Origin of the sequence: Pedobacter sp. JCM 36344 (assembly GCF_046546555.1) — a bacterium.
Lineage (GTDB): Bacteria > Bacteroidota > Bacteroidia > Sphingobacteriales > Sphingobacteriaceae > Pedobacter.
Map to the genome: position 1 here is coordinate 23,889 of NZ_JBKHKK010000012.1, position 12,813 is coordinate 36,701.

A 12,813-nucleotide genomic window follows, 5' to 3' on the forward strand; every position below is an offset into this window, starting at 1 on the left:
TGATTTTTCTTGAATGTATCTGTATTAGAACGAATGATTACGTAGTTCTGTCCTTCTTTACAGATTTGAACATACCTGAGACTTTGAGTTTGATCTTAATAATTCGGATGGGCTGTTCAGAATTGTTGTTATGTGAGGGGATGTCAATGTGGTAAAGAAAAGTGAATTGATAGTTCCTGTGTTTGATGTTTTTTTTCTGGAAGGAAAATTAGCTTCAGCTGTTTTAGATCCCCTGTTTTTAGAAGCAGTAATATAATTGGCAAACTTGCTCTGCCAAGTTCAGAACTATTTTAACTTGCCATTTTCTTTCATCCCTATTTCATCCGAGCCGATCACTTTAGTATTTGCTACGGCTTAGAATCAGTGGCTTACTAAAAATGGACTACAAATCATTTAATAAAGGGAACTTGAATAATTATTTCCATTTGTGTTAAAATTAACTTAGTTGAAAGTAAGCTGTGTATTTCGGCAGCTTACATAAATTTGTAATTTCATAAAGAGGTAAATAACTATATTTGTGTACTATTGACACTAAGTGCTCTTTTTTTTACAATTTAATACCACTAGTTGTAAATACTTTATGAAAGATTGCTAGTGTTTAATTATTATTGCATATAACCTTAAAACTCTTAAATGAAAAACATCACTAATATTTGCTGCATTGGTGCAGGGTATGTTGGAGGACCAACAATGGCTGTTGTTGCTAAACAATGTCCCCATATTAAAGTAACCATCGTCGATTTGAATGAAGCAAGAATCGCTGCATGGAATGATGAGGATGTAAACAATATTCCAGTGTATGAGCCAGGACTTAGTGAAGTGGTTGCTGAAGCGAGAGGTAGGAATCTGTTTTTTTCAACAGATGTTGATAAAGCGATAGCTGAAGCCGAAATGATTTTTATTTCTGTAAATACTCCAACTAAGACATATGGTGCCGGTAAAGGCATGGGTGCAGATTTAAAATGGATCGAACTGTGTGCCCGTCAAATTGCACGTGTTTCTACATCTGATAAGATTATTGTCGAGAAATCTACTTTACCCGTTCGTACTGCCGAAGCTGTTCGTGATATATTGGCAAATACAGGCAATGGAGTCAAATTTGAAGTGTTGTCTAATCCTGAGTTTTTAGCTGAAGGTACTGCAGTCGAAGATTTATTGACTCCTGATCGGGTATTGATTGGTGGTGATTCAACGGAATCAGGTCAAGAGGCAGTTCAAGCTTTAGTGGATGTTTACGCAAACTGGATTCCTCTCGAGCGTATTTTAACCACTAACGTATGGTCGTCAGAGCTCTCTAAATTAGTTGCTAATGCCTATTTAGCGCAAAGGATTTCTTCAATCAATTCCATTTCTGAGTTGTGTGAGAAAACAGAAGCTAACATCAACGAAGTTGCAAGAGCGATTGGTACGGATAGCCGTATCGGTTCTAAGTTCTTAAAAGCATCTGTCGGTTTTGGTGGTTCCTGTTTCCAAAAAGATATTTTAAACCTGGTTTATATTTCCCGCTCCTTCGGTTTGCAGGAAGTTGCCGATTACTGGGAACAGGTCATCATCATGAATGATCACCAAAAGAAACGCTTTGCCCTGAACATTGTAAGGAATCTTTATAATACGGTTTCAGGAAAGAAGATTGCCTTTCTTGGCTGGGCATTTAAAAAAGACACCAATGATACGCGCGAATCTGCCGCAATTTATGTGGCTGATGAGCTGCTAAATGAGCAGGCGATGATCAGGGTGTATGATCCCAAAGTGACAAAAGCTCAGGTATTCGGTGATTTGAATTATTTGCATACTCGTACTCCTGAAGAGAATGCGGAGTATGTTAAGGTTTTTGAAGATCCTTACAGAGCCTGCGAAAATTCACATGCCATTGCCGTATTAACAGAGTGGGATGAGTTTAAAGGTTATGATTGGCAACGTATTTATGATAGCATGTTAAAACCAGCAAAGATTTTCGACGGTAGAAATATTTTGGATGCTGAAAAATTGAGAGCTATTGGATTTAAGGTGACATCAATCGGCGTTAGATAATTTATTATTCCTATGACACGTAAAAGAGTTTTAATTACAGGTGCTGCAGGCTTTCTTGGCTCTCACCTTTGCGATAGATTTATTAAAGAAGGCTACCATGTTATCGGAATGGATAACCTGATTACCGGTGATTTACAAAACATTGAGCATTTGTTTCCCTTAGAAAACTTTGAATTCGCTCATCATGATGTTTCTAAGTTTGTTTATGTAGCTGGTCCCTTAGACTATATTTTGCACTTCGCCTCTCCGGCAAGTCCAATTGATTACCTGAAGATTCCTATTCAAACACTAAAGGTAGGTTCATTGGGTACACACAACCTTTTGGGCCTAGCGAAAAATAAAGGTGCAAGGATGCTGATCGCTTCCACATCTGAAGTGTATGGTGATCCAAATGTAAATCCACAACCTGAAGAATACTGGGGTAACGTAAATCCGGTAGGGCCAAGGGGGGTGTACGACGAAGCAAAACGTTTCCAGGAAGCTATAACAATGGCTTACCATACCTTCCATGGTTTGGAGACCAGAATTGTTAGGATTTTCAATACCTATGGGCCAAGAATGCGACTGAACGACGGGCGTGTATTGCCTGCTTTTATCGGACAAGCTTTAAGGGGCGAGGATTTAACCGTTTTTGGTGATGGTTCTCAAACTCGTTCTTTCTGTTATGTCGACGATTTGGTAGAAGGGATCTATAGACTGCTTCTAAGTGATTATGCCCAGCCAATGAACATCGGTAACCCGGATGAAATCACCATCAAGCAATTTGGTGAAGAGATTATCAAGTTAACCGGAACTTCACAAAAGCTGGTATTACGGGATCTTCCGGTTGATGATCCGAAACAAAGAAGACCCGATATCGCCAAAGCCAGGGCAATATTAGGTTGGGAGCCAAAAGTAAGCAGGGCAGAAGGTTTAAAAATTACATACGATTATTTCAAATCTCTGCCTGAATCTGTGTTGTTCGCGAAAGACCATAAAGATTTTCAAACGTATAATAAGTAGACATGACAAAAAAGATTTTAATAACTGGTGGTGCTGGCTTTATAGGTTCTCATGTAGTCCGCAGGTTTGTAACCAAATATCCCGAGTATGATATTGTTAATCTTGATAAATTAACTTATGCCGGTAATCTAGCTAACCTTACTGATCTAGAGGATAAGCCTAATTATTCGTTCATAAAGGCCGACATCACCGATGCTGTTGAAATGAATGGCATTTTTGAAAAGGGGAATTTCGATGCGGTCATCCATCTGGCAGCAGAATCTCATGTGGATCGTTCCATTACTGACCCTACTGCTTTCGTGATGACCAACGTTATTGGAACCGTGAATTTACTAAATGCGGTAAGGGAATACTGGAAAGGGGATTATGAGCAGAAACGTTTTTATCATGTCTCCACTGATGAGGTATATGGTGCTTTAGGTGAAACAGGGATGTTTACAGAATCTACAGCCTATGATCCGCATAGTCCCTATTCTGCCTCTAAGGCAAGTTCAGATCATTTCGTTCGCGCCTACCACGATACTTATGGCTTGGATATAGTGATCTCTAATTGTTCTAACAATTATGGTTCTCACCATTTTCCGGAGAAGTTAATTCCTTTGGCAATCAATAATATTAAAAATAATAAACCGGTACCTGTTTATGGTAAAGGGGAGAATGTGCGCGACTGGTTATGGGTGGAAGATCATGCCCGTGCGATTGACGTAATATTTCATCAGGCTAAAACTGGGGAAACCTATAACATCGGTGGCCACAATGAATGGAAAAACATCGACCTGATTATGCTGCTTTGTGGCATTATGGATGAGAAGCTTGGTCGGGAGGCGGGTTCTTCTGCAAAGCTAATTACTTATGTTACCGATCGTGCTGGTCATGATTTGCGTTACGCCATCGATTCTACTAAATTACAGGAGAAACTGGATTGGGTACCTAGCTTACAATTTGAAGAAGGTTTAGCGAAAACGGTTGATTGGTATCTTGAAAATGAAGAATGGTTGAATAACGTTACCTCAGGTAACTACAAATCTTATTACGAGAACCAATACGCTGAAAGATAGGTGATTTGCAAGATTCTCCCCTGTTAAAAGGGAGAATCTTGTTCGACAATAAATGCTCGTTTAGCTTCGATGTAAAGCCAAATCCAGGAGAGAACGAAAGGTGTGGTGATTGATAGGGTGATTAAGCTCATGATCAATTTGGTTCGTTTTATTTGAATTCCTAACCTAATAATTAAAATTGATTATTAATATTAAATTAACAAAAAAATTATAAATAGGTATCATGCTCTTAATTGACGTATTTATCTCCCAAGAATTAGTAAATGAAAGTCACAGAAACTAAGTTAAAAGGATGCTTTATCATAGCGCCCTCAGTATTCAAAGACAGCAGGGGTTATTTCTTCGAAAGTTTTAACGAACCTAAGTTTGAGGAATTAACCGGACAGAATGGTCATTTTGTTCAGGACAATCAAAGTGCTTCTACGTATGGCGTGATCAGGGGATTGCATTTCCAAAAAGGAGAACATGCGCAAGCTAAGCTTGTCCGTGTTATCGAAGGAAGTGTACTGGATGTGGCAGTGGATATCCGCGAAGGTTCTGATACCTATGGTCAGTGGGTTGCTGTGGAGCTTACAGGGGAGAACAATTTGCAGTTTTACGTACCGAGAGGTTTTGCGCATGGGTTTTCTGTATTAAGCGAAACAGCAGTCTTTGCGTATAAGTGTGATAATACGTACAATAAGGCTTCTGAAGGTGGAATTATATACAATGACCCAAGTTTAGGGATCGATTGGGGTATCCCAGAAGCCGCAAGAAGTTTAAGCGAGAAAGATTTAGCGCTTGGTAGGATTGGAGCGGTTTGAGGTACCGGCCTTCGCCGTCGGGACGAGGGCCTTACAATGACGAAAGATATATAAAATGAAAACACTTGTACTTGGTGCATCGGGACAGTTGGGGCAATGCCTGAAAGCTGTTGCCGCTGAAAGAAATATTGACTTCTTGGAATTTCCTGACGAAAGTGAAGGAAATATCCTCGATGTTGCAGGTTTAAAAGAATTATTCGCAAAGGTAAAACCCTTGTACGTTATTAACTGTGCTGCCTACACCGCTGTGGATAAAGCGGAAGATGAAGTTGACATTTGTAGGGCAGTAAACAAAACTGGGGCCTTAAACATCGCGCTGCTTTGTAAGGAGTTCAACGCCGTCCTGGTTCACATTTCTACAGATTTTATTTTTCAGGGTGACATCATGGAGCTGCTGAAAGAGGATGACCTGGCTGAGCCAATTAGTGTGTATGGTTTAACTAAACTGGAAGGGGAGGAAGACATCATTGCTAACTTAGGGGAGCATTATATTTTGCGCACCAGCTGGTTGTATTCTGAATTCGGAAACAACTTTGTAAAGAGTATGCTGAAGTTTGGGGTTGAAAGGGATGTGTTGAACATCATCGCAGATCAAATTGGTTCACCTACTTATGCTGTAGATTTAGCAGGGGCAATACTTGATATCATCGAATCTGGCAAAAGAGAATTTGGTGTTTATCATTACAGCAATGAAGGTGCTATCTCCTGGTATGATTTCGCGAAAGCAATATTCGACATCAGCGGAACGCAGGTTAAGGTTAATCCCATTCCTACATCTGCATATCCAACGAAAGCTACAAGGCCTAAGTTCTCGGTAATGGATAAGAGCAAGATTAAAGGGGTATTCGGTATGGAAGTGCCGTATTGGAGAGATAGTTTAGTGACGTGTATAGAAAAATTAACAATATGAAAGGTATAATTCTCGCTGGTGGTAGTGGAACACGTTTGCACCCACTTACTTTAGTAATGAGTAAACAAATGATGCCGGTTTATGATAAGCCGATGATCTACTATCCGTTGTCTACATTGATGCTTGCGGGAATCAACGAGATTTTGATCATTTCTACTCCTCATGACTTGCCGAACTTCGAAAAGTTGCTCGGCGATGGTAGCAAGATCGGTTGTAAGTTTTCTTATGCCGTACAGGCTGAACCCAACGGACTTGCCCAGGCGTTCGTGATCGGTGCTGATTTTATTGGCGATGACAAGGTAGCTTTGGTTCTCGGTGATAACATTTTCTACGGTGAAGGGATGTCTAAATTATTACAGGATAGTTCTGATCCGGAAGGTGGTGTGGTGTTCGCTTACCAGGTTTCTGATCCGGAACGTTACGGTGTCGTTGAATTTGACAATAATAAAAAAGCGATCTCTATAGAAGAGAAGCCTACAGCGCCTAAATCTGACTATGCTGTTCCAGGATTGTATTTTTATGACAACTCTGTCGTGGAAATCGCTAAGAACATTAAGCCTTCCCCTCGTGGTGAATACGAGATCACTGATGTGAACAAGGTTTATTTGGAGCAAGGTAAATTGAAGGTTGGTGTATTGAGCAGGGGTACTGCCTGGTTAGATACGGGTACGTTCAACTCTTTAATGCAAGCCGGACAGTTTGTTCAGGTGATTGAAGAGCGTCAGGGCTTGAAAATTGGCTCAATTGAAGAAGTAGCGTACCGCATGGGTTTCATCAACGCAGAGCAGCTTAGAGTGGTAGCCACGCCGCTTGTCAAGAGTGGTTATGGTCAGTATTTGCTGAAGTTAATAAAGTAGGTTGGTTTTTACAGATAGGGGATAATGGGATCCTTGTAAATTATGTGAAAACATGTGAATAAATGTGCAAAAAGTGTGAAGATTGTGAAAAGTTGTGTAGTTTTGTATAATTATTTCCCTATTATGTGGAATAGATACACGGTAAGAAACCCAGCACATGACCAAACAAACTATCCTTTGCGCAATTGCATTTACATTCCTATTTTCTATGGGTTGTAAAAAATCTGATCAAGATCAACCTCTGCCAGATGAAGACGCCTTAATCAGAAACTATTTGAGAAGTATCAACGCTGAAGCTACGAGAGACAAATCCGGAGTTTACTATCAGATTATAAACCCTGGAGCGGGCGATCCTGTTATTTATACATCTACAGTAACCGTAAATTATAAAGGATCGTTGTTAAATGGGAAGCAGTTTGATGATGTTTCCAATAAGGCCTTTAACTTTTTGAATGTAATGCAAGGCTGGCAGATTGGGATCAATAAGATAAGAACAGGAGGCCGGATCATTATCTACGTGCCCTCGTCGCTTGGCTATGGTAAATATGTTCCAAAGCCCGAAATACCCGCTAATTCAACCTTGGTTTATGATATTGAATTGGTGAGTTTTAAGAAATAGTTAAGAGGAGGGGGTGATCTTGTTAAAAGCCTTCATAAAGTCAAGCAACATATTGTTATTTATATTGCCGTGATTAGCGAGTGTTTGAGTATCTAGATCAAAGAATTCATGCAGGTCAAAATTGGTATTAAGGTCGATCTTTTCAAATCCCATCTCCCAGGCATCAAAGTTTCGGTTTAAAATGGCCCCTTCTTTAATCACTGTAAGGTGCATGTGACGGCGGTCTATTTTAATCTTTTGAAAGATACACGTAACTTCTGCTTCTGGCCCCTCCAGGATTTGAATAAACTGGCAGCGACTTTCTCCCCTTAGCTTTCCTTCCACGTACGCTAAAAAGCCACTAATTTCATGGGCCTTATTCCATGACCGGGATTCCGCTAAAATAGCATCAAGCTCTTTTTGTGGCAAAGCTTCACAAGCTGTGCTCATGTACATTATCAGATATAACATCATTTGTGGTTTTACAGAAGACGCTGGTTTAAATAAAGCTGTCTCCGAAGTTTATACTCATTTGTTTCACAACTTCTTTAATCTCCTGCTCATCAGATTTTGGATATATTAATAGTGCATTGCTTTCATCAACTACGATAAAGTTGTCTAGTCCTCTAATTACCGCCAGTTTATCTTTACCGATGTGTATAATGCTATTGGTGGTTTCCGTGACATTAATTTGTTGGGCAGAGATGACGTTGTTGTTTTCATCTTTTGGCGCCGCTTCATATAATGAAGCCCAGGTGCCTAAATCTGACCATCCAAACTCTGCTGGAATAGTATATACATTGTCTGCCTGTTCCATAATCGCATAGTCAATGGATATATTTGGAGAATGGGGATAATGTTCGTCAATGAAAGCTCTTTCCTCCAGGGTATTGTATACACTTTCGTTTTTCGAGAATAGCTTGTAGATTTCATCAGAATGTGTTTGTAAAGCTTTGAGAATGGATCCAACTTTCCAGATGAAGATCCCGGCGTTCCAGACATAGTTTCCTTCTGCTAAAAATGCTTTTGCTTTTTCCAACGTTGGCTTTTCTTTGAATTGTACCACTTTATGTACTCCTCCATCCTCGGCGCTTTCGTATTGGATGTAACCATATCCGGTATCAGGCCGGGTAGGAGCAATGCCAAGCGTAACCAGTGCTTCATACTTCTCCGTATAGGCTAAGGCCTGATTGATCTTTGTTAAAAATATATCTTCGTATAGAATGAAATGATCAGAAGGGGCGACTACAATATTCGCTTCAGGGTTTAGTCCCTTTAATTTGAAAGAGGCGTAGGCGATGCAAGGTGCGGTATTGTTTCTGCTGGGCTCACAAATTAACTGGGCATTGCTGATGCCTTCCAATTGACTCAGTATGATATCTTCATATTGACTATTGGTAACGATAAAGATGTTTTCCGCTGGGCATAACTTCAAAAATCTCTCATAGGTAAGCTGGAGCAAGGTTTTGCCGATGCCCAGAATGTCAAGAAACTGTTTTGGAAAGTGGTTGCGACTTTTAGGCCAAAAACGGCTACCAACGCCGCCTGCCATAATCAGTACATAGTTATTGCTGTTCATTTAATGAGTTACAAGTTAATTGCATATAATACAAACATATCAATTTAGATGGAATGAAGCAAACCTGTGAATAATGCAGCAAAATTCAAGGCCGGCGCTACGGCAGCCCAGTCTTTGTCTTTTACGTCCGCTACAACTTTTGCAATACCTTCTGCTAAGGAAATCTTCGCTTTCCAACCTTGCGCATTTAGTTTACTTACATCCATCAGTTTTCTTGGCGTGCCATCCGGTTTTGTGGTATCAGTTAGGATTTCACCCTTATAACCTACTGTCTTTGAAACTAACTGTGCAAGCTCCATTATGGAAACATCCGCTCCAACCCCTACATTCACTAGTCCTGATTCGTTGTACGTTTCCATCAGGTAAAAACAGGCATCAGCAAGGTCATCAACATACAGGAATTCTCTTTTAGGTGTTCCAGTGCCCCAAATGGTTACTGTTTCTTCCTTGTTGCTCTTTGCGGTGATCACCTTGCGGATCAAGGCAGGCAATACGTGTGAATTGTGTAGATCGTAATTGTCATTCGGACCATATAGATTGGTAGGCATCACCGAAATGTAATTGCATCCATATTGAGTCCTGTAGGCGTCGCAAAGCTTGATCCCGGCGATTTTAGCAATGGCATAAGGTTCATTAGTCTGCTCAAGTTCACCAGTCAGCAAATATTCTTCCTTCAAAGGCTGAGGCGCTAGCTTGGGATAGATGCACGATGAGCCCAGGAACATCAACTTGGTAACCTCATTCTGGTAGGCAGAATGGATCACATTGTTCTGGATCATCAGGTTCTCGTATAGGAAGTCTGCTCTGTAAACGTTGTTGGCCAGTATACCGCCAACTTTTGCGGCTGCCAGAAATACATATTCGGGTTTTTCTTTTTGGAAGAACTCACTTACGGCCAGCTGATTGCGCAAATCTAGTTCTTTAGAAGAACGGGTTATGATGTTTGTGTAGCCTTCGCTCTTTAACTTTCTAACAATCGCAGATCCCACCATTCCGTTGTGGCCTGCGACATATATTTTTGATTGTTTCTCCATAATCTATTCAAACTGATTTTTAACGGAATAGCCCGCTGCCTTTAACATTTTTTCCTTCTTAAAATATTCCACGTCGGCATTCATCATATCATTTACCAAAGCGGCAAGATCATATTTAGGTGTCCAGTTCAGTTTTTCTTTACATTTTGTTGGATCACCAATCAAGAGTTCCACTTCTGTTGGACGGAAGTATTTCCTATCTACCGCTACCACTTCTTTGCCGATCTCTACCTGAAATTCAGGATTACTGCAAGAAACAACTTTAGCACGTTCTTCAGCACCTTCTCCATAAAACGCTAAAGCAATGCCTACTTCAAGAAATGCCATTTTAATGAAATCACGAACGGTTGTTGTTACCCCGGTTGCAATAACGAAATCTTCAGGTGTATCTTGTTGCAAAATCAACCACATCGCTTCTACATAATCCTTTGCATGACCCCAGTCTCTGCGCGCATCCAGGTTTCCAAGGTATAATTTGTCTTGTAATCCTAAAGCGATCTTTGACGTTCCTCTGGTAATTTTTCTTGTAACGAATGTTTCTCCACGTAATGGACTTTCGTGATTAAACAGGATACCATTACAAGCAAACATGCCATAAGCTTCACGATAGTTTACTGTAATCCAGTAGGCATACATTTTAGCTACCGCATATGGTGATCTTGGGTAAAAGGGAGTGGTTTCAGATTGTGGAACTGCTTGAACAAGTCCGTATAGCTCTGATGTAGAGGCTTGGTAAACTTTAGTTTTTTCAACAAGGCCTAAGATTCTGATGGCTTCCAAAATACGTAGCGTACCGATACCATCAGCATTTGCTGTGTACTCAGGAGTTTCAAAACTTACCTGTACGTGGCTCATTGCACCCAAATTATAAATCTCATCTGGTTGTACCAGCTGAATTATCCTGATCAGGTTAGTGGAATCGCTTAAATCACCATAGTGCAAAACGAATTTCACATTACTTTCGTGAGGATCCTGATAAAGGTGGTCAATCCTATCTGTGTTGAACAAAGAACTACGGCGTTTAATGCCGTGAACTTCATAACCTTTCTTTAATAGTAAATCTGCAAGGTAAGCTCCATCCTGACCAGTTATACCTGTAATAAGCGCTTTTTTCATTAATAGTTATATTTAAACTTATGGCAGCAAATGTATTTATTTAAACGTAAAATCTACTTCTCACAACAGTACATTTTATGCGACGATTATTACCCACTTTATCACATTATTAGCCGATTACGTTTATTATTCTACTATGATTGCTCTTTTAGCTTCAAAATAGAGCCATATCCAAAATGCGATGTATAACGTTGCAATAGTTAGGATGATTAGTTCCATTATGCTTAGATTTATATTGGTTATTAATTGAATGTTAAGACTTTGTTAATATATCTACAACCTTTATTTATTCCATTTGGTTTTATTTGTTCAATAATTCCTTTTGAAAAATATACCTTAACATATAAATACTATATTTGAATTAAACATATGCAAACGCGTTATCTATACCTGCTCAAGTACATCCTTCCGATAACAGATCTGCTCATGTTGAACCTGGTTTACTGGGCTTCCTATCACCTTACCGGTTATATGGGAAAATGGGTTTCCTACCCTTTATTTCAACAATATGCGGTGATCTGTAATTTATTGTGGTTATTTAATGCATTGTTTTTTGGTTTGTATTCAGAGTTTAGTGCCAGAAAACTAGAACGTATTTACCGTGGCACCTGGAGAAGTATTCTCGCACATTTTATATTATTTTCCCTTTATCTTCTGTATGAGCGTGACGCTGAATTCTCCAGAACGTTTATTCTTGTATTCTATCTGGTTTTAACTTTTGCCTTTGCACTTAATCGTTTCGTAGGTACAGTATTGCAATTTGTGTTAATAAATAAGCTTAACGCAAGTACCAAAGTAGCGGTTATGGGTATGAATCCAACCGGACGAAAGCTTGCTGAATATTTCAAAAACCAAAGAAATATAAGTTTCTATGGCTTCATAGGAAATAACGATAATGGTTACAATTACCAAACAGGTTTGCTCTCTGATGTAGCAGTGGCTGAGATGGAAGCTGCAGCTACTGATGGTGTGAAAGAAATGTATGTTTCAGTGCCTCCTGAGCGGATGGGTAAAATTCATGTGCTCGTTCGCGAAGCTGATAAGTATTGCCTCCGGATCAAGTTGGTTCCTGATATTGCCGGTACGCTGGCTGTTCCATATACAATTGATTATTTAGGTAAAGAGTTTCCCGTTATTAAGTTACGTAACGAACCCCTGGAAGATATAGGTAATCGCTTTAAGAAACGCGCCTTTGATGTCATTTTCAGTTTATTAGTAATTATTTTTTTAATAAGCTGGCTTTTCCCAATCATTGCACTCATCATCAGGCTTCAAAGTAAGGGCCCAGTTTTGTTTAAACAACAGCGTAGCGGACGTAATGACGAACCCTTCTGGTGTTACAAGTTCAGAAGCATGGACATCAATTCGTCTTGTGACATGGTCCAGGCTTCAAAGGGGGATAGTCGCATCTTCCCTTTCGGCCAGTTCATGCGCATGACGAGTATAGATGAGTTACCCCAATTTTTTAACGTATTGTTTGGCGAAATGAGCGTGGTTGGTCCCCGCCCACACATGCTGAGTCACACGGAAGAATATAAAGCGCTTGTTAATCAGTTCATGGTGCGCCACTATACAAAGCCCGGAATTACAGGTTGGGCACAGGTAAATGGTTTCCGCGGGGAAACCAAAGCAGAAGGTTCTATGGAAGGCCGCGTCCGCATGGACATATGGTACCTTGAAAACTGGAGCGGTAACCTGGATCTAAGGATCGTGTTTATGACGATTATTAACGTTGTGCGCGGCGAAAGCAACGCGTATTAGGGCTTGGATTGATATACAACCTTTAGGAATGCTGTTTTTTAATATATGGTGATTATTTAATCTA

12 protein-coding genes are annotated in these 12,813 nt (G+C 40.0%); 8 read left to right on the top strand and 4 right to left on the bottom strand.

The genetic code is table 11. The annotated features are described in order from the left end of the window. The first annotated feature begins 633 nt into the window (after positions 1-633). The 7 genes from ACHFIZ_RS12585 to ACHFIZ_RS12615 all read left to right on the top strand — a co-directional run bounded on the left by ACHFIZ_RS12585 (position 634) and on the right by ACHFIZ_RS12615 (position 7,280). Positions 634-2,031, top strand: a complete 1,398-nt coding sequence (locus ACHFIZ_RS12585) for a nucleotide sugar dehydrogenase (protein ID WP_410886351.1) — start codon at positions 634-636, stop codon at positions 2,029-2,031. 12 nt (positions 2,032-2,043) lie between these two features. Then, positions 2,044-3,033: a UDP-glucuronic acid decarboxylase family protein gene (locus ACHFIZ_RS12590; protein ID WP_410886353.1), complete on the top strand. Its 990-nt coding sequence runs from the start codon at positions 2,044-2,046 to the stop codon at positions 3,031-3,033. 2 nt (positions 3,034-3,035) lie between these two features. Beyond that, positions 3,036-4,091, top strand: coding sequence for a dTDP-glucose 4,6-dehydratase (gene rfbB, locus ACHFIZ_RS12595; RefSeq protein ID WP_410886355.1), 1,056 nt, complete (start codon positions 3,036-3,038; stop codon positions 4,089-4,091). Between the two features lie 263 nt (positions 4,092-4,354). Then, positions 4,355-4,894 (top strand): dTDP-4-dehydrorhamnose 3,5-epimerase, encoded by a 540-nt coding sequence (gene rfbC, locus ACHFIZ_RS12600; protein WP_410886357.1) that lies wholly within the window; start codon positions 4,355-4,357, stop codon positions 4,892-4,894. A gap of 55 nt (positions 4,895-4,949) precedes the next feature. Continuing rightward, positions 4,950-5,804, top strand: coding sequence for a dTDP-4-dehydrorhamnose reductase (gene rfbD, locus ACHFIZ_RS12605; RefSeq protein ID WP_410886359.1), 855 nt, complete (start codon positions 4,950-4,952; stop codon positions 5,802-5,804). Then, entirely contained in the window at positions 5,801-6,661 is an 861-nt protein-coding gene (rfbA, locus tag ACHFIZ_RS12610) for a glucose-1-phosphate thymidylyltransferase RfbA (RefSeq protein ID WP_410886361.1), read from the top strand. Before rfbD ends, rfbA begins: the two co-directional genes overlap by 4 nt. A gap of 157 nt (positions 6,662-6,818) precedes the next feature. Further along, entirely contained in the window at positions 6,819-7,280 is a 462-nt protein-coding gene (locus ACHFIZ_RS12615) for an FKBP-type peptidyl-prolyl cis-trans isomerase (protein ID WP_410886363.1), read from the top strand. Here ACHFIZ_RS12615 and ACHFIZ_RS12620 read toward each other — a convergent pair whose 3' ends face one another. Genes ACHFIZ_RS12620 through gmd form a run of 4 tightly spaced genes read right to left on the bottom strand, consistent with a single transcriptional unit; the run spans position 7,281 to position 10,988 of the window. Continuing rightward, positions 7,281-7,733 (bottom strand): BLUF domain-containing protein, encoded by a 453-nt coding sequence (locus tag ACHFIZ_RS12620; protein WP_410886365.1) that lies wholly within the window; start codon positions 7,731-7,733, stop codon positions 7,281-7,283. 25 nt (positions 7,734-7,758) lie between these two features. Continuing rightward, entirely contained in the window at positions 7,759-8,838 is a 1,080-nt protein-coding gene (locus ACHFIZ_RS12625) for a mannose-1-phosphate guanylyltransferase (RefSeq protein WP_410886367.1), read from the bottom strand. 44 nt (positions 8,839-8,882) lie between these two features. Next, the gene (locus ACHFIZ_RS12630) at positions 8,883-9,872 is read right to left on the bottom strand and encodes a GDP-L-fucose synthase family protein (RefSeq protein ID WP_410886369.1); all 990 of its coding nucleotides are present in this window, start codon (positions 9,870-9,872) and stop codon (positions 8,883-8,885) included. 3 nt (positions 9,873-9,875) lie between these two features. Then, positions 9,876-10,988 carry a GDP-mannose 4,6-dehydratase gene (gene gmd / locus ACHFIZ_RS12635; RefSeq protein ID WP_410886371.1) on the bottom strand — a complete coding sequence of 371 codons (1,113 nt, stop codon included), beginning with the start codon at positions 10,986-10,988 and terminating at the stop codon, positions 9,876-9,878. A 369-nt stretch (positions 10,989-11,357) separates the two neighbouring features. Between gmd and ACHFIZ_RS12640 the strand changes: the two genes are divergently transcribed. Beyond that, positions 11,358-12,749: an exopolysaccharide biosynthesis polyprenyl glycosylphosphotransferase gene (locus ACHFIZ_RS12640; RefSeq protein ID WP_410886373.1), complete on the top strand. Its 1,392-nt coding sequence runs from the start codon at positions 11,358-11,360 to the stop codon at positions 12,747-12,749. Positions 12,750-12,813 lie beyond the last annotated feature (64 nt).